Here is a 24,735-nt window from a genome sequence, read left to right as displayed (position 1 = left end):
GGGCGTGAACACGGCGCGTGTGGACACCTATGCGTTCGCGCTGGGCTCGGGCATCGCGGGCCTGGCCGGCTGTGCGCTGAGCCAGGTCGGCAATGTCGGACCGGACCTGGGCCAGGGCTACATCGTCGACGCTTTCATGGTGGTCGTGCTGGGTGGTGTGGGCCAGTTGGCGGGCACCGTGTATGCCGCGCTGGGCCTGGGCATCCTCAACAAATTCCTCGAAGGCTGGACCGGTGCGGTGCTGGCCAAGATTGCGGTGCTGGTGCTCATCATCATCTTCATCCAGAAGCGGCCCCAGGGCATCTTCGCGATGAAGGGACGCTCCGCTGAAGCTTGATCATGAATACATCGACTCATTCTGTGATTCTTCCTGCTAAAGGCCCCATGCTCACGCGTACCGGGTGGAGCACCTTTCTCGTGGCCTTGCTGCTGGTTTGTGCACTGGCGCCAGTACTTAACCTGCTGGTGCCCGAGACCAGCATGTTCCACATGAGCACCTATGCGGTGGCGCTGGTCGGCAAGATCATGTGTTACGCCATCGTGGCGCTGGCCATGGACCTGATCTGGGGCTACACCGGCATCCTGTCGCTGGGACACGGCCTGTTCTTCGCGCTGGGTGGCTACGCCATGGGCATGTATTTGATGCGCCAGATCGGGCGCGACGGTAACTACAAAAGCGATTTGCCCGACTTCATGGTCTTTCTCGACTGGAAGGAGCTGCCCTGGCACTGGACTTTCAGCGACAGCTTCATCGCGACCCTGTTTCTCATTGTGCTGGTGCCTGGTGTCGTGGCCTTTGTGTTCGGCTACTTTGCCTTCCGCTCGCGCATCAAGGGGGTGTATTTTTCCATCATCACGCAAGCCATGACCTTTGCGGCGATGCTGCTGTTCTTCCGCAACGAGACCGGTTTCGGCGGTAACAACGGTTTTACCGACTTCAAGCGCATCCTGGACATGCCGATTGCCACGCCCAACATGCGCATGGCGCTGTTCGTGATCACCGGACTGACCTTGCTGGGTTTCTTCCTGTTTGCCAAATGGCTGGTGCGCAGCAAGTTCGGCCGGGTGCTGCAGGCGATTCGCGACGCTGAAACCCGCGTCATGTTTTCTGGCTACAACCCGATTGGCTACAAGCTCACGATCTGGACGATTTCCGCCGTGATGTGCGGCATTGCAGGTGCGCTGTATGTGCCGCAGGTCGGCATCATCAACCCGAGTGAGATGAGCCCGGCCAACTCGATCGAGATGGCGATCTGGGCTGCGGTCGGCGGGCGCGCCACCCTGATCGGCCCGATTGCCGGCGCCTTCATCGTCAACGGCGCCAAGAGCTGGCTGACGGTGGCTTACCCCGAGTACTGGCTGTATTTCCTCGGGCTGCTGTTCATCGCTGTCACGCTGTTCCTGCCGAACGGGGTAGTCGGCCTGGTCAAAAAGCTGCGCAAGGGAGAGCCCAAGTGACCCCCGATCTGCTGGAACAGGGCGCGCGCCGTATTGAAGAACGCCGCGCCGCACTGGAAGCCGGGCGCAGCAACACCGAGTCTGGCGGCCGCAATTCCAGTACCGGGCGCATTGCCACACCGGGCGAGGTCGATGTGACGCACGGCCGGATTCTCTACCTCGAAGATGTGAGCGTCAGCTTTGACGGTTTCAAGGCCATCAACAAACTCTCGCTGGATATTGCGCCCGGCGAGCTGCGTTGCATCATCGGTCCGAACGGCGCGGGTAAAACGACAATGATGGACATCATCACCGGCAAGACCCGGCCTGATGAAGGCACGGTCTATTTCGGCAGCACGATTGATCTGTTGCGCCACACCGAACCGCAGATCGCCCAGCTCGGTATAGGCCGCAAGTTCCAGAAACCCACCGTCTTTGAACAACTCACGGTGTTTGAAAACCTTGAACTCGCCCTGAAAACCAACAAAGGTGTGAAGTCGTCGATGTTCTTCAAGCTCGATTCCTCGCAAAGCGACCGCCTCGCCGAAATCCTGGTGACGATTCATCTGGCCGACAGTGTGCACCGCATGGCCGGTAACCTGAGCCATGGGCAAAAGCAGTGGCTGGAGATCGGCATGCTGCTGATGCAAGACCCGAAACTGCTGCTGCTCGACGAGCCCGTAGCCGGCATGACCGACGAGGAAACAGCGCGCACAGCCGAACTTTTTCTCACGCTCAAGGGCAAACATTCGCTGATGGTGGTGGAGCACGACATGAGCTTCATCCGCACGATATCGGAGATTGTCACGGTGTTGTGTGATGGATCTGTTCTTGCGCAGGGAACGCTGGATCAGGTGCAGGCGGATGAACGGGTTATTGAGGTGTACCTTGGGCGCTGAACTTTTTACCGTTCGGACTGGGCTTGTCGAGGCTTTCTTTGTCTCTACCGTTGGTGGAGTGCCAACAAGCCGGGGGTTGCCCGGCGGCAACTCACTTTTCTTTGTCTCGCCAAAGAAAAGTAAGCAAAAGAAAGGCGACCCGATGGTCTGGGACCCCTTCGCTGCCGCTCCGGGGCAACCTGCGGTGCTCGCCGAAAACGGGGTCGAGCTCGAACTCGCTGCGCTCAGACAATCGCTCGCCCTGATCCGTTTTCGGCTGCGCTCCTCGGCCCAGCCCGACGGGTGGTGGGATCGGGTGCGGAAGCGGGCTCCGGCGGGGTCGCGCTTTGCGCGTCCCCGCCTCCCCGAATCCGATTCTTTTCCCCAAACCCGTTTGGCCGGGCCGAGCAGCGCAGATGGAGGCGGTGTCAAGGGCGGCAGTTGTTTGAGCGAAGCGAGTTCTGACGCCCCCCGCCGGAATCGAGCAGCGCAGGTTGCCTGGAGCGAAGCGGAGGGACCCGGACAGTCGGGTCGCCTTTTCTTTGGTGACTTTCTTTTGGCGACGTGTATGGACAGGAGACATGGGAAACAGGTGTGCGAGGACATAGGAAACACTTCTTGCTTGCGATCAACGCAAGGAGAGGCCCATGCCCTGGCAACCGAAAGACCTCATGGACACCAAAAGAGAGTTTGTAGAGCTGGCCTTGCGCGAGGGGGCCAACCGGCGCGAGCTGTGCCGACGCTTCGGTATTGGCCCGAAAGCTGGCTACGCCCTGTTGGCTCGGTATGCGGCCGAGGGCCAAGCCGGTTTGATGGCGCGCTCCAGACGACCCCAGCTGAGTCCGAGTCGCACCGTGCCGGCAATGGAGGAGCTGGTCACGCGACTGCGCGAGCAGCATCCCAGCTGGGGTGGACGCAAGATCTCGCGCCGCCTGCGCGACCTGGGTCATGCACAAGTTCCTCCACCGAGCACCGTCACGGCCATCTTGCACCGCCATGGCCTGATCAGCCCACAGGCCAGCCTGGCAGCCCAGCACTGGCAGCGCTTCGAGCACGAGAGCCCCAACGCGCTGTGGCAGATCGACTTCAAGGGAGACTTTGCGACCGAGCAAGCGCGCTGCTACCCTCTGACGCTGCTGGACGACCATTCGCGTTTCAGCCTGGCGCTGCAGGCCTGCCCCCGTGTGGCCGCCAGCGCAGTGCAACCCCATTTGGCCCAGGTGTTCCAGCGCTATGGCCTGCCAATGCGCATCAATGCCGACAACGGCGCGCCCTGGGGCAGTCCCCGGCTGGCTGGGCATGGCTTGAGCGAACTCAGCGTGTGGCTGATCCGGCTGGGCATACGCGTGAGCCACAGCGCGCCGTACCATCCGCAGACCAACGGCAAGATCGAGCGCTTTCACCGCTCGCTCAAAGCCGAGGTGCTGGCTGGACGCAGCTTTGCCGATCTGCAGCAGGCGCAAACTGCCTTCGAGCGCTGGCGGGGTATCTACAACCAGGAGCGACCGCACGATGCGCTGGACATGCAGACGCCGGCCAAGCGCTATCAGCCCAGCCTTACAAGCTATCCGCAAACATTGCCCCCCATCGAGTACGCCGTTGGCGACACGGTAGCGCTCGTCAAGTGGAATGGCGAGGTTCACTTCAAGGGCAACAAGCTGAGGGTGTCGAGCGCCTTGCTCAAGCTGCCGATAGCCTTCAGACCAGACCCCGAAGCCGACGGTTGCTACGATGTGTTCTTCTGTCACCACCGCTTCATGCGGCTCGACTTGAATACCCTGACGCAAGCCTGATGAGATTCCAAGGTGTTTCCTATGTCTCCGCACACCTGTTTCCCATGTCTCCGGTCTATACAGTCGCCAAAGAAAAGTACCCAAAAGAAAGGCGACCCGATGGTCTGGGACCCTTCGCTTCGCTGCGGGCAACCTGCGGTGCTCGGTAAAAGCGGGGTCTCGCTCGAACTCGCTTCGCTCAGTCAATCGCGAGCCCTGATCCGCTTTGACCTGCGCTCCTCGGCCCAGCCCGACGGGTGGGGGGATGAATACAAATGCGGATTCGGGGAGACGGTGACGCGCTTTGCGCATCACCGTCGGACCACGGGACCGTCATGTTTGCACGCGGGAGCAGCACACGCGGCCAAATGAAGTCCCCCTCCATCGCCCAGCGGGGCGAGGGAGGGGTTAGGGGTGGGAGTGGGGAGTTACGCCTACTACCCAAAGCAAACCCGGGACGCAGCGTGATGCAAAGAAGAGTTTCTCTGCCGCCGGGCAAACCCCGGCTCGCAGGCGCGCCACTAAGCCATTTCAAATACGCACCGAAGCCCCACCCGTTATGCTCAAGCCATGGGTGAATTCGACCTGATCGCGCGTTATTTCACGCGCCCCACCAAACGCGCCGTGCTTGGCGTCGGTGACGACTGTGCCTTGCTGCAACCGGCGGACGGCATGCAGCTGGCTGTCTCCAGCGACATGCTGGTCGAAGGCCGGCATTTTTTTGCTGATGTGGACCCGCATACGCTGGGCCACAAGGCGCTGGCGGTCAACCTCAGTGACCTGGCGGCCTGCGGTGCGCAGCCGCTGGCTTTCACGCTGGCGCTGGCCTTGCCCCGGGTGGATGAAAACTGGCTGGCCGGGTTTTCGCGCGGGATGTTCGCGCTGGCCGATGTACACGGCTGCGAGCTGGTCGGTGGTGACACCACGCAGGGGCCACTCAATATCTGCATCACGGTGTTTGGCGAAGTGCCGCGCGGCCAGGCCTTGCTGCGTTCGGGCGCGCAGGCGGGTGACGACGTCTATGTCAGCGGGACTTTGGGTGAGGCGCGGCTGGCGCTGGACGCGCTGCGCGACCACACGCCGCTGCCCGACGAACTGCTGGCCCTCGCCCGTCACCGGCTGGAGCAGCCGACGCCGCGCGTGGCGCTGGGCATGGCGCTGCGCGGTATTGCGACGGCGGCGGTAGACGTGAGTGATGGCCTGCTCGGCGATCTGGGTCACATCCTGAATGCGTCGGGTGTGGGGGCCCGTATCGACACCTCAATCGCTATCAATTTAATAGCTTCTAACGCGCAGATAGCAAGGGCTGAGCGGCTTTTTTCCTATGAAAAAATGCTGGCTTACGTGCTGGCCGGTGGCGACGACTACGAGCTGGCCTTCACCGCCCCGGCTGCGCAGCGGCAGGCGGTGCAGCAGGCCTCGCAGCAGGCGCAAACCGCCGTCACGCGCATCGGGCAGATCGAGGCCGCGCCCGGCCTTCGGCTGCACAACGCCCAGGGGCAGTTGCTGGAAAAGCGTTACGCCTCGTTTGATCACTTCGCCTGAACCGGCGCTGAAAGCTTTGCGAGCCGGCGCAGCTGCTGGGTTGCTCCGCCATAACCCCAGTCGGCGGCTGGCAGCTCGCGCACGATCACGTAGCTGGCCTCTTCCAGCGGGCCGCCCGCGCCGAGCTGGCGTTCCAGCTCGGCATACGCCGCCGCGATAAACGCCGCCTTCTCAACATCGGTATTGGTTCCTGCGGTGATGCTGATTTCCAGAAATGCGGTGGGGCGTTGCACTTCCTCGGCGTCCACGTACCAGCGGGCTGTGGGCAAGTCTTCAATCATCACGGCGGTGACCTCGCGCCGTTTGCCGAGCAGCTCTGCCGTCAACGCCGTCAGGGCCTGCGCCAGTTGCCGGTGGCGCCCGGGGTTTTGCAGCGGCGCCACTTTCAGGTTCAGGGTTGGCATGTCAGGCGCCTTGCTGTTTGCCGGGCTGGCCGTGGTGTGTCAGATGGCGCGCAAACCGGCCTGCGTCGCCCAGGGCCTTACGCGCCACGAGCCGGGCTTGCCGCCATAAGTCGCTGATGGCCTGGTCGCGCAGGTGGCTGGCCCGGCGTTTGGCTGCATCCATGAGATGGGCGTATTCGTTGGCAGTGGGTGTTGGGTGCATGGTGCTTTCCTTGAGGGTTTTGCGATGGGTTTGACTTTAGGCAAGCGGTGCCAGGGCGGAAACAGCAGATCACGCAAAGCCGTTTTGCACACAACACAAAGGCAATCCCGGGCGGGGCTGGTTACCATGGCGGCATGCGTGACCTGAGCTTTGACGACCTGCATCTGTTTGCCCGCGTGGCTGAGCTCGGTACGCTGTCGGCTGTCGCACGCGAGCGCGATGTGCCGGTAAGCCAGATATCACGCAGCTTGAGCCGCATTGAAAAGGCTTGCGGGGCGCGCCTGATCCACCGCTCTACGCACGGACTGACGCCGACCGCCGAGGGGCAGACCTTTTTGCAGTATTGCCGCCGCCTGACCGGCACGCTTGAAACGCTCGAAGGTGAGTTTGCCAGTCAGTCAGGCCAGGCCAGCGGCTGGGTACGTGTCGCCGCCAGCACCGTGGTGGCCGAGTACCTGCTGATCCCCGGTTTTGAAAGCCTGCATCAAAAACACCCCAGGCTGCATATTGACCTGCAGGTCGAAGACCGGCTGGTGGACATGGCGCATGACGGCATCGACATCGCCATCCGCACAGGCACCCCGCCGACCGACACGGTGGTGGCGCGGCAACTCGGCGTACTGGGCCGCAGGCTGTACGCTACGCCAGCTTATCTGCAAGCCCATGGAAAGCCCCTGCATCCGGATGATCTGCATCAGCACCGCCTGATCACCAACAGTGCGGTCACCATGCTGAATCGCTGGCCTTTTCTGGTCAAAGGCAAGCCGGTTGTGGTGCAGGCTGAGGGTCATTGGTCTTCTGGCAGCACCGGTATCACCGCCCAACTGGCGCTGCACGGCCTGGGTATCTCGCGTTTTGCCACGGTGGTGGCCGAGCCGTTGGTGCAACGGGGCCTGCTGGTGCCGGTGCTGGCTGAATTTGTCGATGAGCAGCCCAGCCCGATTTACGCCGTGACCCTGACCGCCCGGCACCGCTTGCCCAAGATACGCGCCTGCATCGAGCACTGGGTGGACTGGTTTGCCCGTGGCCAGGGGCTTGCGCCCCACCAAACATAATCGCATGGCACACACCGACCGCTCCAACTCAATCCGATGAACCCCTTCGCCCAGGCCTCTACCGCCCCGCTCAGCCCGCCGCGCCGACCGAGCGCACGTTTCATGCTGGCGCATCCGGCGCATTGCATCGCGCTGGGTTTTGGCTCCGGCCTGAGTCCGGTGGCGCCCGGTACGGCCGGCACCTTGTGGGCCTGGCTGGCTTTTGTGGTCATGGCGCCCTGGCTGACGGCGCTGCAGATGGGCTTGCTGATTGCCGCGTCCTTGCTGGTGGGTAGCTGGGCCTGCACCGTCACGGCCAGAAACATGGGCGTTGCCGATCCCGGCAGCATCGTCTGGGACGAGGTGGCGGCCTTCTGGCTGATTCTCTGGCTGGTCACGCCGGCCGGCTTCTGGGGCCAGTTGGCGGCTTTTGTGCTGTTCCGGTTTTTTGATGCGGTGAAGTTTGGCCCGACCGCCTGGGCCGACAGACACTTCAAGGGCTTCGGCTGGCGCGGTGGCTTCGGCATCATGCTGGACGACATCGCTGCAGCCTTTTGCACCTTGCTGGTGATCGCCGCCTGGAGGTTTTGGTGACTATTTTTTCGCTATCAAAAGAAGAGCTGTCCACGCCCGCCCTGTGTGGGCTGGTGGCCGATTTAATGCTTAAAAAAGGCTGGCTGCTGGCCACCGCGGAAAGTTGTACCGGCGGTTTGATCTCGGCCGCGTGTACCGATCTGGCAGGCTCCAGCAACTGGTTTGAGCGCGGTTTTGTGACCTACTCCAACGACGCCAAGGTTGAACTGCTGGGTGTCGATGCGGCGCTGATTGCCGCGCACGGCGCGGTCAGCGACGTGGTGGTACGTGCGATGGTGCAGGGCGCGATCACACATTCCAAAGCGCAGGTGGCGGTGGCCGTCACCGGCGTGGCCGGCCCCACGGGCGGTAGCCGCGCCAAGCCGGTGGGTACGGTGTGGTTTGGCTTCATGCTGGACGGCCAGCTTAGCAGCGAGGTGCAGCACTTTGACGGCGACCGCGCGGCGGTGCGCCTTGCCACCGTGCAGCACGGCTTGCAGCGGCTGGTGCAACTGCTAGGCTGAATGGCCATGCACGCCACGCCAGCCGCTGCCGATCTGATTGACTCCCGCAGCGCCTGGCGCCGCCTGCTGGTCACGTTGGCGCTGATGACGGTGGGCGCCGCCGGCATGTATGTGGTGCCTGTGGTGTTGCCGGCGGTGCAGGCCGACTTTGGCGTGGCGCGTGCCGACGCGGCCTTGCCCTACACCCTGCTGATGGTCGGTTTCGGCCTGGGCGGCATGCTGATGGGCCGGCTCGCCGACCGCTTTGGGGTGGCGCTGCCGCTGGGCGTGGGCGCTGTCGGCATGGGCCTGGGTTTCGCAGCCGCCGCCATGTCGGGAAACATCTGGCTGTTTGCGCTGGCGCACGGCGTGTTGATTGGCCTGCTGGGCAGTTCCGCCACGTTTTCGCCGCTGCTGGCCGACACCTCGCTGTGGTTTTTGCGGCGGCGCGGCATTGCAGTGGCGGTGTGTGCCAGCGGCAACTACCTGGGCGGCGCGTTGTGGCCGCCCATCATCCAGCACTTTGTGGAAAGTGTGGGTTGGCGCCAGACCTACTGGGGACTGGCCGTGTTCTGCAGCCTGGCGATGTTCGGGCTGGCCCAGCTGATGCGGCAGCGCCCCCCGGCGCTGGCCTTGGCGCCAGTCACCGTGCGCGGCGTGGCTGCCAGTGACCGGCCGTTCAACTTGTCGTTGCGTCAAGCGCAGGCCCTGCTGTGTGTGGCCGGTTTATCGTGCTGTGTGGCCATGTCCATGCCGCAGGTGCACATCGTGGCTTATTGCAGCGACCTGGGTTTTGGCGCGGCGCGCGGCGCGGAGATGTTGTCGCTGATGCTGGCTTGCGGCATTGTGAGCCGGCTGATCTCCGGCGCCATTTGCGACCGCATCGGCGGGCTGCGCACGTTGCTGCTGGGTTCGGCCTTGCAAACCGTGGCGCTGCTGCTGTTCATCCCGTTTGACGGGCTGGTCTCGCTGTACGTGATTTCGGCGATGTTTGGCCTGTTCCAGGGCGGCATTGTGCCGAGTTACGCCATCATCGTGCGCGAGCATTTTCCGGCTGCCCAGGCCGGCGCGCGGGTCGGTACCGTCATCATGTTCACCATGCTGGGCATGGCGCTGGGCGGCTGGATGTCGGGCAAGGTGTTTGACCTGACCGGCTCCTACAACGCCGCCTTTTTCAACGGCATTGCGTGGAACCTGCTGAACTTTGGCGTGGTGCTCTTTTTGCTGCGCCGCACGCTCAGGCCGCACTCACCCATCCTCACGCGCTCTTGATCAGGTGGGCCTGCAAGCCGCGCCGCGGCGATGGCCCGACGGCAGGGGCGTAACCGAGGCGCGCCCACATCTGCACCGTGTAACGCGGTGCCGGCGCCTGCAGCAGGGCGTGGATGTCGGCATAGGGCCGCGCCTGTTCCGGATACTCCTGCAGGGCCTGCGACAAGGGTTGCATGGCCAGGCCCTGCCCGGTGGCCGCCAGTTGTGCACGCGCATAGGCCCGGCCGGCATTCACCTGGGTCTTGCGCTCATTGCCCTCGGTCACCATCCAGAAAAATGCCGGCGTGGTCGCTATCTTCGCGTTGAAGTCCTTGATCTGTCCGGTGGTGGCCGAGTCATCCGGCCCCGGCGCCTTGCTGCGGTCAAACAGGCCCAGCGCCGTCAGTGCGCGCACCATGGGTGTGTTGATGCTCAGGCCGTCGCGGTGCTCGGCAATCTCGCGCGGGCCCACCCGCAGCACCTTGAACGATTCCATGATGGTGCGCGGCGTCACCAGCTCGATGTGCCAGGCTTCCATGGCAATCGCACGGTGTTTTTGCAGGACGTCGGGCTGGGCGCCACCGACAAAACCGGTGCGTACAGCGTGCGGCGCGACGCTGGCAGCGATGGCCTGAAGAGCCGCCGCAGCAGGCTCGCGCGCCTCATAGGCTTCGCGATTCGTGTGGCGCTTCAGGATTTCGGCAAACAGCGGGTCCGGCTTGATGGCAGCATCGGCAGCTAGCACGATGCGCGCCACCGGCCGCTTGTCCAGCGTGGCCGGGCCGAATTCGCCTTGCGGGAAGAGGGTGATGTCGGCACGCAGCCCTTTTTGCCGCGCAGCAATGTCCAGCAGCTCCAGAAATGTGCCCTGGCTCATCATGATCTGGCGCGACAGCGGGTCGGTCTCTGGCAGCAAACGGGTCAGGTCGCAGTACAACATGATCTCGCCCGGCTGGCGCAAGTCCACCAGCCAGGACTGCAGGTTGTGCGAGTGCGGGGCCAGGATGGCGTAGCTCAGCACCCAGTGGCGCACGTCGGCGGTGTTGGCTGCGGGCTCTTTCCACGCAACCACCGCCTCGGGCGGAAATTCCGATGAGCAGCCGGTCAGGCCAGCGGTGGCGCCCAGCACCATGCCACCACCGGCGATGCGGACAAAGTTTCTGCGATTGATCATGTTGCGCTCCGGTAAGTGAAAGTGGTTGCAATGGGTCGATTGTGAAAGCCTGCAAGCTGATCGACAATCCCCTAACTGTCCACATCAGGTATTCAAAAATGAATAACGACTTCGACTGGCGCCTGGTGCGCTCTTTCCTGGCGGCCCTGGACCAGGGCAGCCTGTTGGGCGCGGCGCGGGTGCTCAAAGCCACCCAGCCCACGATAGGCCGGCACATTGCCGAGCTGGAGGCGCAGCTGGGCGTAGTGTTGTTCGAGCGCACAGGCCGTGGTTTGCTGCCCACCCCCACCGCACTGCAACTGGCCGAATCGGCGCGCGCCATGGACAGTGCCGCCAACCAGCTGGCGCGCAGCGTGGCGGGGGCAGACGACGGCATCTCGGGCACGGTGCGCATCAGCGCCAGCCAGCCGGTCGCCTGCTACCTGCTGCCGCCCATCCTGGTGCAGATGCGGTTGGCCTTGCCGGACGTGCAGGTGGAGCTGGTAGTCAGCAACGAGGTCAGCAACCTGCTGCGGCGCGAGGCCGACATCGCCTTGCGCATGGTGCAACCCGATCAGGCCAGCCTTGTCGTCAAACGCATCGCCAAAGCTACCCTGGGCACCTACGCGCACCGCGACTACCTGCGCAGGCGCGGCACGCCCAGGCAACCGCAGGACTTGCTGAACCATGATCTGGTGGGTACTGATCGCGATGAGGCCATCGTCAAAGGTATGGCCGGGTTTGGGCTGCCGGTGACGCGCGAATCGTTTGCCTTTCGAAGTGATGATCTGATTGCCTACTGGCAGGCTGTGCGTGCCGGTCTGGGCATTGGTTTTGTGACCGACTACCTGGCCGCCACCGACAAGGCGGTGGTGGCGGTACTGCCCATGATCAAGGTTCCGCCTATACCGATCTGGCTGACAGTGCACCGCGAGATCCGCACCAGCCGCCGCATACGGGCGGTGTATGACTTTCTGGCCCAGGCTTTGCCGAAGGCGCTTTGAAGCCCTCAGGCAGCACGGATGTTGCGCAGGCAGCTATGATTTGAATAGCATGTGGCGGAGGGGTCAAACGGCTGGCCGGAGGCGAGCCCAGCTGGCGCCCGATGTAAAGTAGAGCGTTCCCCGAGGGTGTTGACCCGGGGCCGCGTGTAAAGTGGGTTTTTCGGTCAGGACCCTCCGCCATGCGGCAGGCGGGTGAACAGGGATTGAATGCTGATACTACGATGGCTGCAGATGCTTGGGTACCGGGCCGGTCAGGTGGCCCGGGCACATCGCGTGGCGCATCGTTTCTGCCTGTTGTCGCTGCTGATGCTGGTTCCGCTGGCGCACGCGCTGGAGGTCCGCTACAGCAACCCGTTCCCGGACGGCCCGCTGGCCGGTGTTGCGCGCGCCATGACCTTCAGCGGCGAAGTCCTTGCGGGCGACACCGACAAACTGATTGAACTGATACGCCGCAAGCCGGCCGACGCCTGGTTTGCGCTGGGCCGGGTCGAGCTGGAAATCTCGGGCGGCGACCCCGGCGAGGCCTTGCGGCTGGCCGACACACTGGCCGAGCTCTACCCGCACATGGTGGCCAGCCGCGATTGCGCGGGCGCCTGCGCCATCACCTGGTTGTCCGGCGCCTGGCGCATGCTGCCCGAGGGGCGCATCGGTTTGCAAAAACCGCTGGCGCCGCAGCAGGCCAGCGATGTCCAGGCAGACAGGCTGCGCAACTACCTGTTCAAGCAGGGCCTGCCGCCGCCAAGTTATGAGCGCTGGCAGGCCGCGCGCAACAACAGCGTGTACTGGCTGACGGGACCAGAGATCAACAGCACCGGCACCTGGCCGCCCTACTACTTCGAAAAACTCACCGCCCGCTGCCCGAAGCTGGATGCAAGTGATGAATCGTTTCACGCGCTGCGGCGTTGCGCGGCGCGGCTGGTGATCAGCCAGAAAGCGTTTGCCTTCGACAAACTTCTGGCCGGTGTCAATGACCCCTGGTGGAACGAGAACAAGGACGTGTTTCTCAGCGCCCCTCGTTAGCCACGATAGACCCCACAATCGGCTTCTGAATAACAACCCAAGGAGTTTTTGTGCGATCCATTTTCTGTGCGACCGTCTTGTCATTGTTTGTTGTGCCCGCTGCCTGGGCGCAGGCCGATGTGGCTGCCGCTGCGGCCGCCAAAGAGCCCGGCGCTTCTGTCACTGCCAGCGGGCTGGTTTACCGCTCATTGAAAGACGGCAGCGGCGCCAGCCCGGCGGCCACCGACACGGTGAAGGTGCACTACCGCGGCAGTTTTCCCGACGGGAAGGAGTTTGACAGCTCGTACAAGCGCAATGAGCCGACCGAGTTTCCGCTGAACCGCGTGATCGCCTGCTGGACGGAAGGGGTGCAGAAAATGAAAGTCGGCGGCAAGGCCAAACTGACCTGCCCTGCGGCGATTGCCTACGGTGCGCGCGGCGCCGGTGGCGTGATTCCGCCCAACGCGACCTTGCAGTTCGAGATCGAGCTGCTCTCAGTCAGCCGTTAACTGGAGCCCCCACGTTCGCTCACTGCGTGTAGCTCTCTGCCCCCCGAGGGGGCCGCTGCGCCTGCGGACTGGCAGAGCCAGATCCGCGGCCCCTGCTTGAATTTTGGCGTTTCCGCTTGCTCGCTGTTTCCGAGCAGTCTCAGTCCTGCTGCAGGCCAGCAGTCAGCTCGTAGGAGCGCAAGCGCGCCTTGTGCTCAAAAATCTGCGAGGTGATCATCAACTCGTCCGCACCGGTGCGGTCCACAAAGGCCTGCAGTTGCCGCCGTACCGTGGGCGGCGCACCGATGGCTGAGCACGACAACACCTGGTCCAGCATGGCGCGCGCGGCTGGCTCCAGTCGGTCTGCATAAGCGGCCAGCGGCGGTGGCAGCTGCGCCGGCCTGCCGCTGCGCAGGTTCACAAAGGCCTGCTGCCAGGACGTCGCCAGCAATTGGGCCTGCTCGTCACTGTCGGCGGCAAACACATTGAAACCCAGCATGACGTAAGGCCGCGCCAGTTGCGCTGAGGGCTGAAAGCGGCTGCGGTAAATCTCCACCGCCTGCATCATCTGCCCCGGCGCAAAGTGGGAGGCAAAGGCAAACGGCAGCCCCAGCTGGGCCGCCAGCTGCGCGCCAAACAGGCTGGAGCCAAGAATCCACATCGGTACCTTCAAGCCGTTACCGGGCACGGCGCGCACGCGCTGGCCCTCGGTCACGGGGTCAAAGTAGTGCATCAGCTCCACCACATCCTGCGGAAACTCGTTGGCGTCGGCATTCATGTCGCGCCGCAGCGCCCGTGCCGTGGCCTGGTCCGAGCCGGGCGCGCGCCCCAGGCCCAGGTCGATGCGGCCCGGAAACAGCGACTCCAGCGTGCCAAACTGCTCGGCAATCACCAGCGGCGAATGGTTGGGCAGCATGATGCCGCCGGCCCCCACCCGTATGCGTGAGGTGCCGCCCGCCACATGCGCCATGACCACTGCCGTGGCGGCACTGGCAATGCCCGGCATGCCGTGGTGCTCGGCCAGCCAGTAGCGCTGGTAGCCCCAGCGCTCGGCGTGTTGCGCCAGGTCTAGCGTGTTGCGCAGTGATTGCGCGGCGTTGCTGCCTTCAACGATGGGGGACAGGTCAAGAACTGAAAAGGGGATCATGGGTCGGAGATGGGACGGTTTGACACATTATCAATGCCTGCCCACGCCCGGAAGGTGTACGATTTCTCCGGCCCACTCCCACCCCAGCAGAAAGTGCCCATGCACCCCCATCAGCAAACCTTAGAGAAGTTCTACAGCGCCTTTGTGCGCCTGGACTCTGACACGATGGCCCAGTGTTATGCGCCGGACGCCACTTTTGACGACGAGGCTTTTTCGCTGCGGGGCCATGCCCAGGTCACCGGTATGTGGCACATGTTGTGCAGCGCCACAAAGGCCAAAGGGCGCGATGTGTGGAAGCTTGAGTACAGCGACATCCAGGCCGACGCCAACAGCGGCCAGGCGCACTGGGAGGCCTGGTACCGTTTCAGCGCCACCGGGCGCATGGTGCACAACGTGATCGACGGCCGCTTCACTTTCAACCGGGAAGGCCTGATTGCCACCCACAGGGACCACTTTGACTTCTGGGCCTGGTCGCGCCAGGCGCTGGGTACACCCGGCCTGCTGCTGGGCTGGACGCCTTTTCTGCGTGCGAAGGTGCGGGCAACAGCGGCGGCCAACTTGCAAAAATTTATGGCCAGCCGGTCAAAAAGCGGTAGCTGAGCATGGCCTCTACCCTGCCCGACACCTGGTTTGAAGGATTTGAAGCGCGCGACTTTGAAGTCAACGGCACGTCCATCTTTGCCCGCTTCGGCGGCAATGCGCAAGGCCCCACGCTTTTGCTGTTGCACGGCTTTCCGCAAAGCCATGTGATGTGGCACCGCGTGGTGCAGGTGCTGCAGGCGAGCTACTTTCTGGTGCTGCCGGACTTGCGTGGTTATGGCGACTCGTCCAAAGTCCCCGGCCTGCCGGACCACAGCAACTACAGCAAACGCAACATGGCGCAAGACGCGGTGGCCGTGATGGACGCACTGGGGCGCGACAACTTTTTTCTGTGTGGCCACGACCGCGGCGGGCGTGTGGCGCACCGCTTGGCGCTGGACCATTCGGCCCGCGTGGACAAGTTGTGTGTGATCGACATTGCGCCCACGCTGGACATGTACAACGCCACCAACATGGCATTTGCCAGTGCCTATTACCACTGGTTTCACCTGATCCAGCCCAGCCCGCTGCCCGAGACCATGATTGGTGGCAATGCGCTGGCCTACCTGCACGCCAAACTGGGCGGCTGGGGCAGCAGCGGCCTGGGCTACATCGAGCCCGAGGCGCTGATCGAATACGAGCGCTGCTTTTGCACCCCCGAGGCGATTCACGCCGCCTGTGAGGATTACCGCGCCAGCGCGGGCATCGACCTGGTGCATGACCGCGAAAGTCGCGCGCGCGGCGACAAGATAAGCTGCGACACCCAGGTCTTGTGGGGCCAGCGTGGCGTGGTGCACAAGCTGTTCGAGCCGCTCGCCCTGTGGCAGGCGCAGTGCGCTGGCATTGTCAGCGGCCACGCCATGCCGGCCGGGCACTTTATTCCTGAAGAATTGCCACTGCAGACGGCAGACGCCCTCATCCAGTTTTTCGGCAGCTCCCTGCCTTGATCGTGCAAAACGCCTTCGGCCCCTTCTCATCAGGAACAAGCATGAAATACCTTGCCGCCTTGCTCACCGCTGCCGGCTTGCTGGGCGGGTGCGCATCCTACGAGCCCGTCAACCCGGCCTATTTCAACATCGAGCGCGGCCAACTGCCCCAACCAGACACCACGCTCAACATCGCCGGGCTGGGCCCCTGCACAGACAACCCGGACCGCAGCCTGCCTCTGGACTCCAGCAAACCCGTCCACGTGTTGGTGCATGGCTGCTTTGGGTCTTCGGGCCAGTTCAGGGGGCTGGCCCAGGTACTGGCTTTTCATGGCCAGCAGACGGCGTGTTTTACCTACGACGACCGGGCCAGATTGTCCGAAGTGGCCAGCGACCTTCAGAAAGCCATTCAGCAACTGGGTGCGCAATCCCGCTCGCCGCACATCACGCTGATCGGTCACAGTCAGGGCGCGCTGATCGCCCGCAAGGCCATGACCGAATTTTCAGGCGCCGCCTTGCGCGGCCCACCGGCCAGTGTCAGCCTGGTCACCATCTCTGGCCCCTTCGCGGGCATCGAAGCGGCGCAGACCTGCGGCAAGACCTGGCTGTATCCCCTGACACTGGGCTTTGTTCCCTTGAGCTGTTATCTGGCAACTGGCGCCAAGTGGGCCGACATTACTTTCTCATCGCCTTTCATTCGCGAGCCGGGGGCGCTGGCGCCCCAAGTGGTCAGCCATCTGAAAATCGACACCGACGAGCGCGGCAGCTGCAGGCGCGAGGCCGGGGGCCGCTGTGTCGAGGACGACGAAATCTTCTCACTGGCCGAGCAACGCAATCCCGTGGTGGATGCCGATGTGCGCACCCGCCGCGTGCAGGTCAAAGCCGGCCATGTCGAAATCGTCGGCGACAAACGCATGGCCCCCACCAAACTTATCACCCTGCTGCAAGAGCAAGGCGTGTTGCGCCCAACCCCTGCCGCGCACCTGCCTGCCTTCAAGCGGCTGCTGGCGCGGGTCTACCAGGACGTCGACGGGTACCAAAACACACCGAAGACACTGCCACTGCCTTGATCTCAGGCACATTCCGCACCATGCCTGCTGCCATGCTTATCCGCCCCATCGAGCCAACCGACTTTGCGGCGTGGAAGCCGCTTTGGGACGGCTACAACGCCTTCTATGGCCGCCACGGCGACACCGCGCTGGCGCCCGCCATCACCCAAGTCACCTGGCAACGGTTCTTCGATCCGGCAGAGCCCGTCTTCGCGCTGGTGGCCGAGTTTGATGGGGAATTGCTGGGCCTGACCCACTACCTCTACCACCGCAGCACCACGCGCATCGAGCTGACTTGTTATCTGCAAGACCTGTTCACCGACCCGGCCACACGCGGCAAGGGCGTGGGGCGTGCGCTGATTCAAGCTGTGTACGAACAGGCCAGGGCGGCAGGCATCACACGGGTGTACTGGCAAACGCACACGACCAATGCGGCGGGCCGCTTGCTGTATGACAAGGTGGCCAAACACATGGGGTTTATTGTTTATTCGCAGGATGTTTGAGGGCCTCAGCGCCGGGCGCTGACCTGCGGACGATGCCGATGCGATTTCTGAACCCGAGCCGTAGTTGCTACTGAATCAATAGCTGCTTGCGCACGTGGCCATTGGGCTGCAGGCCTGAATCATTGATTCTTTCTGGCGCCGGGGCGTTGTTGCAAAGTGACGGCAGGAAGTGCGGTATTTCACAAAGTTTTTATACCTGTATGAATTTGCAGCGTTATGCGGTAAAACCCAGCAACCACGCCACTTACAGGAGGGAAGTCATGTCCAGAATATCGAGCAGAGGCAATTTTATAGAGCAGGATTTGCTCTATACATTAAGTTAGACCTTCATGAAGCGCAGACCATTTAGCTTCCCGGAGAAGGTGCCCAGAAGCACCCCTGCAAGCCGCGAACGTCCGTCCAAAAGAGAACGACGCCTTCGCATTGCTGAAATCAAAAGTAAATATCTGAGTAAGCACGCGGCGTTCATCTTCTGTCTCAATGCTGTTGCGCCGCACTGGTTTGCGCTTGTGTTTTGGCCCGTTCTAGGCCTCTTGTGGGGAGCGTTGCATGGCAGCATTTCCGGCAACGGGTTTGAAATTCCCATGGCCGGTGCATTACTTGGCGGTGCAGTTGGGCTCTTTTTCCGCTTGGGCAACACGAAACTTTCGCTCGCTGTACTCGCAATCTATTGTTCTGCTGTTGGAGGCGGGCTCGCTATGCTTTCGGGAACTCCCGACAATGCCATGCTATTTGCCGGCATTGGTTTCGTGATCGGACTTCTGGGGCGCTTTTTTGTGGCGCTGGTACTGCAGCTTTTTTCTACCTAACGATGCAAATGTCTAACAAGTCGGCCAACACGGAACCACAACTGCAGGAGGCGGCTTCGCCGCAAAGGTTGTGGTCCGGTTGCCTCCAACGCTAGGCCGCATCTGCGCGACCCCTCAGAGCCTTCGACCAGTCATTCACTTTGGGAAAACCCCCATGAACACCACCCTCACCGCCCTGACAGGATTCATCGCATGGACCTTGTTCCTCCTGGTCCTGATGGAAATCATTCGTTCTAAGCTGGTCGTCACCAAGGCCATGCCTGCCAACGGCTTCCAGCCGGACAACACCAACCTGACGCCATTCATGCAGCGACTGGCCAGGGCGCACGCCAACTGCCTGGAAGGACTGCCCATCTTCGGCGGCCTGATGCTTGTCGCGGTGCTTGCGGGCCAGTCGGCAGTGACCGATCCACTGGCCTACGCGTTGCTGGGCGCTCGCGTGCTTCAGTCGATCATTCACCTGGCGTCGCTCTCCGTGGCGGCTGTCACCATGCGCTTTGTGGCCTTTGCCGTACAGATGGGCATTGCCGCCTATTGGGCCTTTTTGCTACTGACCAAGTAGCGCCGCAATACGATGTGGCCCAACTCCCCATTCATCAAGGACGATGCGCGATGAAGCCGCCCGGCTTCGGCTACTTTGAAAGTGAGGTTTCTGCGTGGCACTGGACTGGCTCTTTTACTGGATGACGCAACCGGCAGGCTTGGCGCTTATTGCGGTGGCTGTCGCGCTGCCTTTCATCGTGTGGCGGATTGTGCTGGGGCAGGCCTTTCGGCGCATTGGGTTCAAACCGCTGTTGGCCGCCTATGCACTGGCAGCAGTGGGTCTGCTGGTCGCCAACTTTTCTTCGGCTTATATCGAGTTCAGCGCGCGCGTCGCAGACAAGCTCCTGACGGAGGCACAGCGTTGGGACACGCTTCCTGGGTGGACGATCTTCCGGCTATTCATCGCGCTCGTATTTGTCTTGCCGCTTCTTGGGCTGGTGGGCGTGCCTGTGGCCGCGCTGTTGCTCAAATTGCGTCGACTGACGGTGAAGACCATGGTTGCTGCGGTTTTGGCAAGCTGGCTCACGCTGGTGCTGGTCGCCTGGGCTATCCCGACCAACGACTGGGATCGTGATCACCGCCTGGAGTCCCTGACCATGTGGCTCACAGAGCTGGCGCCGGGCGTGTTGCTGGTGGGGCTGCCGTTTTTGCTCGGCGTGTATCTCGCGTCTCGGTCGTACCGGCACGCTGAAACCTGACCTATTGATCGAGTGGTGCGCTATCGACCGCTCATCGCCGACGTTTGGCCTCAAGCTCACCCCGCCCCATGGCACTTCTTGTATTTCTTGCCGCTGCCACACGGGCATAAATCATTGCGGCCAGGCTCAGCTTCCTTTCGCACGGTTTCCACTTTCGGGCCCATGGTCTTCCAGAGCTCTCGCAGGTCGTACACAGCCCAGATGGCGTCGCCAAAAGCGTTCAGGCGTGCGATGCTGGTACTGGGTTTGCCTTCGTCGTTGAGGGGTGACACCTGGGGCGCTGCGTCGTCGTCTTCGGTCATCGCCACCACCGCCTGCAGCGCGTCGTCCAGCCACTGGGCGGCGTCTTTGTCACGCGGGGCGGCCCATTCTTCGGGCCAGCTTTCCACCGCAAACATAAAACCCAGCGCCCAGACCTGGGCAAAGGCCGGCAGGTCTTCGCCCTTGAAGGCGGCTTGTTCGTCGGGCGGCATGTCGGCCACGGCGCCGCGCACGTCCATCACCTCGGGGTGGTAACAGGCATCGTCTTCGAGTGTCTCGACCTTGTTGTCGAGTGCGGTGGCCACTTCGTTCCAGCGCTGCGTCCACAGGGCCATGAAGCGCGCCTGCAGCGCCTCACTGGAAAACGAGCCGCCGTCCGCGTCGGGCGCCTCGCCCTCGGCGGGTGTGCCGAGCAGCACCGGCAAATACTCACTGGCGGCAATCGGGCGGCGGGTGCAGATCACGGCGGCCATGAAGCCTTCACAAAACTCCCACTGCGGGGTTTCGTCGTAGCGGCTGCGCAAGTCGTCGAGGATGTCGTCGAGTTCCTCAAACCCCTCGACTTCCATCCAGCCGCCCTCGGGCGGTGCAGAAGGCGGGGTGGCAGAAGAGGGGGGGGAGTTGGAGGGTGTCATGAGAAAACAGTGCTGAACCCCACGCGAGGCTCTTGTGGTCGAAAGTGTATCTGCCGCCGATACCGGCTTACATTGCTATGGTATTCATAGCTGATTGCGCACGTACAGAAAGGGCTAGCAGCCTTTTTTGCATACAAAGAACTGCCTGGTCCTTGCTCAGTAGCCAGGCTTGGTGCGCGACGGCCAGGTCGATGAAGATCTGATCGTCGGTGTCACTGCAGGTCACCGGCGCCTTGGCTGCCGACGCTACCAGGCGCGCATGGCGGTCAAAACCGGCCAGTACGTCTTCCGCACTCAACTGGTAAAACGCCAGGCGCCTGGCAATCTGCGGGTAGGCAAGGACGCGCTGCAGTTCATCACGCATGGGCGCTGTGGCCAGCCAGTCCAGCGCGCCGGCTTGCAGCGCTTGTTGCAGGGGCTGCGTCGCCGCGTCCTTGAAGACCAACAGGTCCAGCACGATGTTGGTGTCGAGGACCACACGGTCACCGGCTTGCACCTGTGTCTGCATCAGGCGCTACTCAAGGCGCCGCTGCGGGCTTTTTCTCGCGCGCTGATCCGGCCATCATGTCGAAACGGAACAGCCGGCATTCGATGGGGCCGTTCCACATAGGCACGCGGCGTGATTCCTTCAGGCGCATTTTTTGCGGCAGCTTCATGTCGGGTGTCAGCACATGGGCGGTCCAGCCGGCGTAGTTCTTTTTCCAGTGGCTGGCCAGCTGCGGAAAGAAGTCCGAGACCTCTGCGCCGCTGTCGGTCTGGGCCTGTTCACGCCCCGGGTTGGCGCTGCGGTCGCGTGCCGGGGCAGCGCCCGATTCATCGCGCGTGTCGCGCTGCGCCTGGGCCAGGGGCTGACCAAACTCATCAATGGCTGCGCCCTGGAACTGTGTGGTGCGGCGCTGGTCGCGCCCTTGCACCGATGGGATACCGGCGACACCGGCCACATCAATCCGTTCGCCGTAAGGTGGGTTCACCAGCATCACGCCGGAAGGCGCGGGCGGCATGCGCTGCAGGGCGTCGCCGCCGCGCAGCTGCACCACATCGGCCACGCCGGCGCGTTCGGCATTGCGCTGCGCAAAATCAACCATGCGGAAGGACACGTCGCTGCCAAACACTTGCGCCGTCGGTGCGGTGATGGCCGCTTCGGCTTGGTCCAGCAGGCCTTCCCAGACATGCGGCTGGAAGGGCACAAACTTTTCAAACGCAAAACGCCGTCCCATGCCGGCGGCAATGTTGCGCGCCACCTGCGCGGCTTCAATCACGATGGTGCCGGAGCCGCAACATGGGTCGTACAGCGGCACACCCTGCTTGCACAGACCGTTTTCACCGCTCCAGCCGCTGGCGGCCAGCATGGCGGCGGCCAGGGTTTCCTTGAGTGGCGCGTCGCCCTTGTCCTCGCGCCAGCCGCGTTTGAACAGCGGCTCGCCTGAGGTGTCGATGTACAGCGTGACGGTGTCCGTCGTCAGGTGTACGTACACGCGCACGTCGGGCCAGCGGGTATCCACATCAGGGCGCACATCGTATTTGTCGCGGAAGCGGTCGGCGATGGCGTCCTTGATTTTCAGGGCGGCAAAATTCAGGCTGGTCAGCGGGCTGTGCTGCGCGGTAATCTCGACCTTGAAGGTCTGTTTGGGTGTGAACCAGATCTCCCAGGCCACGGCGGCGGCTGCGTTGTACAGGTCCTGCTCGCTGCGGTAGCTGTTGTGCTGCAGCTCGATCAGCACGCGCTGGGCCAGGCGGCTGTGCAGATTGAGCTGCATCGCATCGCGCCAGGAACCGGCCACCTGCACGCCGGCACGCCAGGCCTTGCCGCTGTTGCCGGTGATGTGCCTGACTTCTGCGGCCAGCAGCTCTTCGACGCCGGCGGCGCAAGGTAAAAATAACTGAAGCTGGTTCATAAAGATTTTCTGAGATTGGCTGGCGCAATACGCAGCGCTTCGCGGTATTTGGCGACGGTACGGCGCGCGCATTCGATGCCTTGCTCCTTGAGCATTTCGGAGATCTGGTTGTCGCTGAGCGGCTTTTTCAGGCTTTCGGACGCCACAAACTGCTTGATCAGCGCGCGCACTGCGGTGCTCGACGCGTTGCCGCCGGTCTCGGTGCCCAGCGCCGAACCGAAGAAATACTTGAGCTCGAAGGTGCCGAAGGGTGTGCTCATGTATTTGGCGGTGGTCACGCGCGAGATGGTCGATTCATGCAGGCCCAACTCGTCGGCGATTTCGCGCAGCACCAGCGGCCGCATCGCCAGCTCGCCATGTGTGAAGAAGTTTTTCTGCCGCTCGACGATCGCGCTGCTGACGCGCAGGATGGTGTCAAAACGCTGCTGGATGTTCTTGATGAACCAGCGCGCCTCCTGCAGCCGCTGCTGCAGCGCGGCGCCGCCCTGGCCCTTGTTCTGCTTGATCGCATTGGCGTAGATGTCGTGCACCCGCAGGCGCGGCATCACATCGCTGTTGAGCGACACCTTGAAGCCGCGGCCGGACTTGACCACCAGCACGTCGGGCACCACCAGGTTGCGCTCGACATTGACAAAACGCCGGCCCGGTTTGGGGTCCAGCCGGCCAATCAGCGCGATCGCGCCCTTGATCACCGCGTCCGGAAAACCGCAGAGCTGCACCAGACGCTTGACGTCGCGCTTGGCCAGCAGCTCCATCGGTTGCTGGCACATGGCGATGGCGGCGCGGGTTTCGTCGTTGTTCTTGCAGTCGAGCAGTTGCAGGCTCAAACACTCAGCCAGATTGCGCGCGCCGACCCCGGCCGGCTCCATGTGGTGCAGCAGCTTGAGCGCCACCGAAAACTCATGCTCCACCGCCTCCAGCTGCTCGATGTCGTCCCCGGCCAGGCCTGCGGCCAGCGAGGCCAGGCTGTCTTCCAGGTAACCGTCGTCATTGAGCGATTCGATCAGGAAGTGCAGCGCGGCCTTGCCTTCGGGCGACAGGCGCAGCGACAGCGCCTGCCGGTGCAGATGCTCCTGCAGCGACTCATGGCTGCGCGCCAGCTCGGTGGCATCGACGTCGCTGTCGTCGTTGTTGTTGTTCTTGCGTGGCGTGGCGTCGCCACCCCATTCGTTGTCATCGGGCGCGGTCTCCACGCTGCCGTCGCCCTCCCAGCTCTCTTCCAGCTTGGATTCGCTGCTGGGTTCGGCATCATTTTGGCCTGCAGCCCCCGTTTCATCTGCGCTACCAGCTATCGATTCAGTAGCAGATTCAAACTCGCGGGTCTCCTGGCTGACCGGGGCATCGGTCTGCGCCAGCCCAAACTCTTCACGCGGCGCCGCTTCTTCAGTCACCTCCAGAAACGGATTTTCGTCGAGCATCTGCTCAACTTCCTGGCTCAGCTCCAGCGTGGAAAGCTGCAGCAGGCGAATCGATTGCTGCAACTGCGGCGTCAGCGCCAGATGCTGCGAGACGCGAAGGGACAGGCCCTGCTTCATGACAAACCTAGGCGCGCGCGGAAGCGGGTTGAACGGTTTTAAGCAAGCAGGGGCCGCGCAACCGGCTTTGCCGGGGCGCAGGCGCCGCCCCCTGCAGGGGGGAGGGAGCTACACGCAGTGAGCGACAACGGGGGGGAGCCATCACATCTTGAAGTGTTCACCGAGATAAACCCGGCGCACGTCAGCGTTGTTCACAATTTCAGAAGGGGTACCGGTGGCCAGCACATGGCCATCGCTGATGATGCAGGCGTGGTCGCAAATGCCCAGCGTCTCGCGCACGTTGTGGTCGGTGATCAACACGCCAATGCCGCGCGCTTTGAGGAAACCGATGATGCGCTGAATCTCGATCACCGCAATCGGGTCAATACCGGCAAAGGGTTCGTCGAGCAGAATGAAACGCGGCTGGGTGGCCAGTGCACGCGCAATCTCGACGCGGCGCCGCTCGCCGCCGGACAGGGCGGGGGCCGGCGAATCGCGCAGGTGATCGACGCGCAGGTCCTGCAGCAAGGCGTCCAGGCGTTTGTTGATGACCGCCAGCTCCAGTGGTTTGCCGGCCGGGTCGGTTTGCAGCTCCAGCACGGCCCGCACATTTTGCTCGACGGTGAGCTTGCGGAAGATCGAGGCTTCCTGCGGCAGGTAGCTCAGCCCCAGGCGCGAGCGTTTATGAATCGGCATGTGCTCGATGGACTGCCCGTCGATGGTGATCTCGCCGGCATCGGCACGCACCAGGCCGACGATCATGTAAAACGAAGTCGTCTTACCGGCGCCGTTGGGGCCCAGCAAGCCCACCACTTCGCCTTTTTGCACCGTGATCGAAACGTCCTTGACGACTTGGCGGCTTCCGTAGGATTTTCTCAGGCCACTGGCGATCAAACGACTGACGGGGGCGGTGTCCGGGCTCACATCCATGGG

The 24,735-nt window shown here is 63.0% G+C and carries 27 protein-coding genes and 1 pseudogene; 19 read left to right on the top strand and 9 right to left on the bottom strand.

Annotation, left to right across the window (positions count from 1 at the left end):
• The 5 genes and pseudogenes from Q8L50_RS03140 to thiL form a co-directional block, all read left to right on the top strand.
• Positions 1-337 (top strand): annotated as a pseudogene (locus Q8L50_RS03140) (urea ABC transporter permease subunit UrtB); the annotation flags it as partial.
• A gap of 47 nt (positions 338-384) precedes the next feature.
• Complete coding sequence (gene urtC, locus Q8L50_RS03135; protein WP_370869737.1) at positions 385-1,458, top strand: urea ABC transporter permease subunit UrtC; 1,074 nt, start codon at positions 385-387, stop codon at positions 1,456-1,458.
• Positions 1,455-2,336, top strand: coding sequence for an urea ABC transporter ATP-binding protein UrtD (urtD, locus tag Q8L50_RS03130; RefSeq protein ID WP_305347191.1), 882 nt, complete (start codon positions 1,455-1,457; stop codon positions 2,334-2,336). The genes urtC and urtD overlap by 4 nt, the downstream gene beginning before the upstream one ends.
• 626 nt (positions 2,337-2,962) lie before the next feature.
• Positions 2,963-4,108: an IS481 family transposase gene (locus Q8L50_RS03125; protein ID WP_305347190.1), complete on the top strand. Its 1,146-nt coding sequence runs from the start codon at positions 2,963-2,965 to the stop codon at positions 4,106-4,108.
• A 549-nt stretch (positions 4,109-4,657) separates the two neighbouring features.
• Complete coding sequence (gene thiL, locus Q8L50_RS03120) at positions 4,658-5,632, top strand: thiamine-phosphate kinase (protein WP_305347189.1); 975 nt, start codon at positions 4,658-4,660, stop codon at positions 5,630-5,632.
• On the opposite strand, the gene Q8L50_RS03115 is transcribed toward thiL, so the two are convergent.
• Positions 5,620-6,036, bottom strand: a complete 417-nt coding sequence (locus Q8L50_RS03115) for a tautomerase family protein (RefSeq protein ID WP_305347188.1) — start codon at positions 6,034-6,036, stop codon at positions 5,620-5,622. The two genes, thiL and Q8L50_RS03115, sit on opposite strands and share 13 nt — an antisense overlap.
• Position 6,037: 1 nt before the next feature.
• A complete protein-coding gene (locus Q8L50_RS03110) occupies positions 6,038-6,238 on the bottom strand; it encodes a hypothetical protein (protein WP_305347187.1) in 201 nt (66 codons plus the stop codon).
• Positions 6,239-6,372: 134 nt separating this feature from the next.
• Here Q8L50_RS03110 and Q8L50_RS03105 point away from each other — a divergent pair, with 134 nt between their 5' ends.
• The 4 genes from Q8L50_RS03105 to Q8L50_RS03090 are packed head-to-tail and all read left to right on the top strand — an operon-like array spanning position 6,373 to position 9,620.
• Entirely contained in the window at positions 6,373-7,293 is a 921-nt protein-coding gene (locus tag Q8L50_RS03105) for a LysR family transcriptional regulator (protein WP_305347186.1), read from the top strand.
• 36 nt (positions 7,294-7,329) lie between these two features.
• Positions 7,330-7,866, top strand: a complete 537-nt coding sequence (locus tag Q8L50_RS03100) for a phosphatidylglycerophosphatase A (protein ID WP_305347185.1) — start codon at positions 7,330-7,332, stop codon at positions 7,864-7,866.
• Positions 7,863-8,369 (top strand): CinA family protein, encoded by a 507-nt coding sequence (locus Q8L50_RS03095; RefSeq protein ID WP_305347184.1) that lies wholly within the window; start codon positions 7,863-7,865, stop codon positions 8,367-8,369. Before Q8L50_RS03100 ends, Q8L50_RS03095 begins: the two co-directional genes overlap by 4 nt.
• 6 nt (positions 8,370-8,375) lie before the next feature.
• Entirely contained in the window at positions 8,376-9,620 is a 1,245-nt protein-coding gene (locus tag Q8L50_RS03090; RefSeq protein WP_305347195.1) for an MFS transporter, read from the top strand.
• On the opposite strand, the gene Q8L50_RS03085 is transcribed toward Q8L50_RS03090, so the two are convergent.
• Positions 9,607-10,773 (bottom strand): nitroreductase family protein, encoded by a 1,167-nt coding sequence (locus Q8L50_RS03085; protein ID WP_305347183.1) that lies wholly within the window; start codon positions 10,771-10,773, stop codon positions 9,607-9,609. The two genes, Q8L50_RS03090 and Q8L50_RS03085, sit on opposite strands and share 14 nt — an antisense overlap.
• A 98-nt stretch (positions 10,774-10,871) precedes the next feature.
• Here Q8L50_RS03085 and Q8L50_RS03080 point away from each other — a divergent pair, with 98 nt between their 5' ends.
• From Q8L50_RS03080 to Q8L50_RS03070, 3 genes are all read left to right on the top strand, one after another.
• Positions 10,872-11,756, top strand: a complete 885-nt coding sequence (locus tag Q8L50_RS03080; RefSeq protein ID WP_305347182.1) for a LysR family transcriptional regulator — start codon at positions 10,872-10,874, stop codon at positions 11,754-11,756.
• A gap of 207 nt (positions 11,757-11,963) precedes the next feature.
• Entirely contained in the window at positions 11,964-12,776 is an 813-nt protein-coding gene (locus Q8L50_RS03075; RefSeq protein WP_305347181.1) for a hypothetical protein, read from the top strand.
• A 50-nt stretch (positions 12,777-12,826) separates the two neighbouring features.
• Complete coding sequence (locus tag Q8L50_RS03070) at positions 12,827-13,264, top strand: FKBP-type peptidyl-prolyl cis-trans isomerase (protein WP_305347180.1); 438 nt, start codon at positions 12,827-12,829, stop codon at positions 13,262-13,264.
• 139 nt (positions 13,265-13,403) lie between these two features.
• Here the strand turns inward: Q8L50_RS03070 and Q8L50_RS03065 are convergent, their stop codons facing one another.
• Positions 13,404-14,390: an LLM class flavin-dependent oxidoreductase gene (locus tag Q8L50_RS03065; RefSeq protein WP_305347179.1), complete on the bottom strand. Its 987-nt coding sequence runs from the start codon at positions 14,388-14,390 to the stop codon at positions 13,404-13,406.
• A gap of 99 nt (positions 14,391-14,489) precedes the next feature.
• On the opposite strand from Q8L50_RS03065, the gene Q8L50_RS03060 reads away from it, so the two are divergent.
• The 7 genes from Q8L50_RS03060 to Q8L50_RS03030 all read left to right on the top strand — a co-directional run bounded on the left by Q8L50_RS03060 (position 14,490) and on the right by Q8L50_RS03030 (position 19,497).
• Complete coding sequence (locus tag Q8L50_RS03060; protein ID WP_305347178.1) at positions 14,490-14,990, top strand: nuclear transport factor 2 family protein; 501 nt, start codon at positions 14,490-14,492, stop codon at positions 14,988-14,990.
• Between the two features lie 2 nt (positions 14,991-14,992).
• Positions 14,993-15,916 (top strand): alpha/beta fold hydrolase, encoded by a 924-nt coding sequence (locus Q8L50_RS03055; protein WP_305347177.1) that lies wholly within the window; start codon positions 14,993-14,995, stop codon positions 15,914-15,916.
• A gap of 41 nt (positions 15,917-15,957) precedes the next feature.
• A complete protein-coding gene (locus Q8L50_RS03050) occupies positions 15,958-16,965 on the top strand; it encodes a triacylglycerol lipase (protein ID WP_305347176.1) in 1,008 nt (335 codons plus the stop codon).
• A gap of 20 nt (positions 16,966-16,985) precedes the next feature.
• Positions 16,986-17,447: a GNAT family N-acetyltransferase gene (locus Q8L50_RS03045; RefSeq protein WP_305347175.1), complete on the top strand. Its 462-nt coding sequence runs from the start codon at positions 16,986-16,988 to the stop codon at positions 17,445-17,447.
• Positions 17,448-17,776: 329 nt separating this feature from the next.
• Complete coding sequence (locus tag Q8L50_RS03040) at positions 17,777-18,256, top strand: hypothetical protein (protein WP_305347174.1); 480 nt, start codon at positions 17,777-17,779, stop codon at positions 18,254-18,256.
• Positions 18,257-18,410: 154 nt separating this feature from the next.
• Positions 18,411-18,818, top strand: a complete 408-nt coding sequence (locus tag Q8L50_RS03035) for an MAPEG family protein (RefSeq protein WP_305347173.1) — start codon at positions 18,411-18,413, stop codon at positions 18,816-18,818.
• Between the two features lie 94 nt (positions 18,819-18,912).
• Positions 18,913-19,497 carry a hypothetical protein gene (locus tag Q8L50_RS03030; protein WP_305347172.1) on the top strand — a complete coding sequence of 195 codons (585 nt, stop codon included), beginning with the start codon at positions 18,913-18,915 and terminating at the stop codon, positions 19,495-19,497.
• Between the two features lie 56 nt (positions 19,498-19,553).
• On the opposite strand, the gene Q8L50_RS03025 is transcribed toward Q8L50_RS03030, so the two are convergent.
• From Q8L50_RS03025 to lptB, 5 genes are all read right to left on the bottom strand, one after another.
• Entirely contained in the window at positions 19,554-20,393 is an 840-nt protein-coding gene (locus Q8L50_RS03025) for a UPF0149 family protein (protein WP_305347171.1), read from the bottom strand.
• Between the two features lie 67 nt (positions 20,394-20,460).
• On the bottom strand, positions 20,461-20,901 hold the full coding sequence (locus Q8L50_RS03020; RefSeq protein ID WP_305347170.1) for a putative toxin-antitoxin system toxin component, PIN family: 441 nt from the start codon (positions 20,899-20,901) through the stop codon (positions 20,461-20,463).
• Between the two features lie 10 nt (positions 20,902-20,911).
• A complete protein-coding gene (locus tag Q8L50_RS03015) occupies positions 20,912-22,288 on the bottom strand; it encodes a class I SAM-dependent RNA methyltransferase (RefSeq protein WP_305347169.1) in 1,377 nt (458 codons plus the stop codon).
• On the bottom strand, positions 22,285-23,823 hold the full coding sequence (locus Q8L50_RS03010) for an RNA polymerase factor sigma-54 (RefSeq protein ID WP_305347168.1): 1,539 nt from the start codon (positions 23,821-23,823) through the stop codon (positions 22,285-22,287). The genes Q8L50_RS03015 and Q8L50_RS03010 overlap by 4 nt, the downstream gene beginning before the upstream one ends.
• Positions 23,824-23,964: 141 nt before the next feature.
• Complete coding sequence (gene lptB / locus Q8L50_RS03005; protein ID WP_305347167.1) at positions 23,965-24,732, bottom strand: LPS export ABC transporter ATP-binding protein; 768 nt, start codon at positions 24,730-24,732, stop codon at positions 23,965-23,967.
• Between the last annotated feature and the right edge of the window lie 3 nt (positions 24,733-24,735).

It is taken from the genome of Polaromonas sp. (genome assembly GCF_030680935.1).
Taxonomy (GTDB): Bacteria; Pseudomonadota; Gammaproteobacteria; order Burkholderiales; family Burkholderiaceae_C; genus Polaromonas.
Note: the sequence above shows the minus strand (reverse complement) of the source record. Positions and strands in the feature narration are given on the sequence as shown.

Bases quoted from the DNA above. Each gene is read 5' to 3' on its own strand.
- Q8L50_RS03065 (WP_305347179.1), bottom strand. From the start codon at position 14,390: ATGATCCCCTTTTCAGTTCTTGACCTGTCCCCCATCGTTGAAGGCAGC.
- Q8L50_RS03110 (WP_305347187.1), bottom strand. From the start codon at position 6,238: ATGCACCCAACACCCACTGCCAACGAATACGCCCATCTCATGGATGCA.
- Q8L50_RS03055 (WP_305347177.1), top strand. From the start codon at position 14,993: ATGGCCTCTACCCTGCCCGACACCTGGTTTGAAGGATTTGAAGCGCGC.
- Q8L50_RS03115 (WP_305347188.1), bottom strand. From the start codon at position 6,036: ATGCCAACCCTGAACCTGAAAGTGGCGCCGCTGCAAAACCCCGGGCGC.
- Q8L50_RS03080 (WP_305347182.1), top strand. From the start codon at position 10,872: ATGAATAACGACTTCGACTGGCGCCTGGTGCGCTCTTTCCTGGCGGCC.
- Q8L50_RS03020 (WP_305347170.1), bottom strand. From the start codon at position 20,901: ATGCAGACACAGGTGCAAGCCGGTGACCGTGTGGTCCTCGACACCAAC.
- Q8L50_RS03125 (WP_305347190.1), top strand. From the start codon at position 2,963: ATGCCCTGGCAACCGAAAGACCTCATGGACACCAAAAGAGAGTTTGTA.
- Q8L50_RS03015 (WP_305347169.1), bottom strand. From the start codon at position 22,288: ATGAACCAGCTTCAGTTATTTTTACCTTGCGCCGCCGGCGTCGAAGAG.
- thiL (WP_305347189.1), top strand. From the start codon at position 4,658: ATGGGTGAATTCGACCTGATCGCGCGTTATTTCACGCGCCCCACCAAA.
- Q8L50_RS03105 (WP_305347186.1), top strand. From the start codon at position 6,373: ATGCGTGACCTGAGCTTTGACGACCTGCATCTGTTTGCCCGCGTGGCT.
- Q8L50_RS03035 (WP_305347173.1), top strand. From the start codon at position 18,411: ATGAACACCACCCTCACCGCCCTGACAGGATTCATCGCATGGACCTTG.
- lptB (WP_305347167.1), bottom strand. From the start codon at position 24,732: ATGGATGTGAGCCCGGACACCGCCCCCGTCAGTCGTTTGATCGCCAGT.
- Q8L50_RS03050 (WP_305347176.1), top strand. From the start codon at position 15,958: ATGAAATACCTTGCCGCCTTGCTCACCGCTGCCGGCTTGCTGGGCGGG.
- Q8L50_RS03090 (WP_305347195.1), top strand. From the start codon at position 8,376: ATGCACGCCACGCCAGCCGCTGCCGATCTGATTGACTCCCGCAGCGCC.
- Q8L50_RS03100 (WP_305347185.1), top strand. From the start codon at position 7,330: ATGAACCCCTTCGCCCAGGCCTCTACCGCCCCGCTCAGCCCGCCGCGC.
- Q8L50_RS03025 (WP_305347171.1), bottom strand. From the start codon at position 20,393: ATGACACCCTCCAACTCCCCCCCCTCTTCTGCCACCCCGCCTTCTGCA.
- Q8L50_RS03060 (WP_305347178.1), top strand. From the start codon at position 14,490: ATGCACCCCCATCAGCAAACCTTAGAGAAGTTCTACAGCGCCTTTGTG.
- Q8L50_RS03045 (WP_305347175.1), top strand. From the start codon at position 16,986: ATGCCTGCTGCCATGCTTATCCGCCCCATCGAGCCAACCGACTTTGCG.
- urtC (WP_370869737.1), top strand. From the start codon at position 385: ATGCTCACGCGTACCGGGTGGAGCACCTTTCTCGTGGCCTTGCTGCTG.
- Q8L50_RS03075 (WP_305347181.1), top strand. From the start codon at position 11,964: ATGCTGATACTACGATGGCTGCAGATGCTTGGGTACCGGGCCGGTCAG.
- Q8L50_RS03085 (WP_305347183.1), bottom strand. From the start codon at position 10,773: ATGATCAATCGCAGAAACTTTGTCCGCATCGCCGGTGGTGGCATGGTG.
- Q8L50_RS03010 (WP_305347168.1), bottom strand. From the start codon at position 23,823: ATGAAGCAGGGCCTGTCCCTTCGCGTCTCGCAGCATCTGGCGCTGACG.
- Q8L50_RS03040 (WP_305347174.1), top strand. From the start codon at position 17,777: ATGAAGCGCAGACCATTTAGCTTCCCGGAGAAGGTGCCCAGAAGCACC.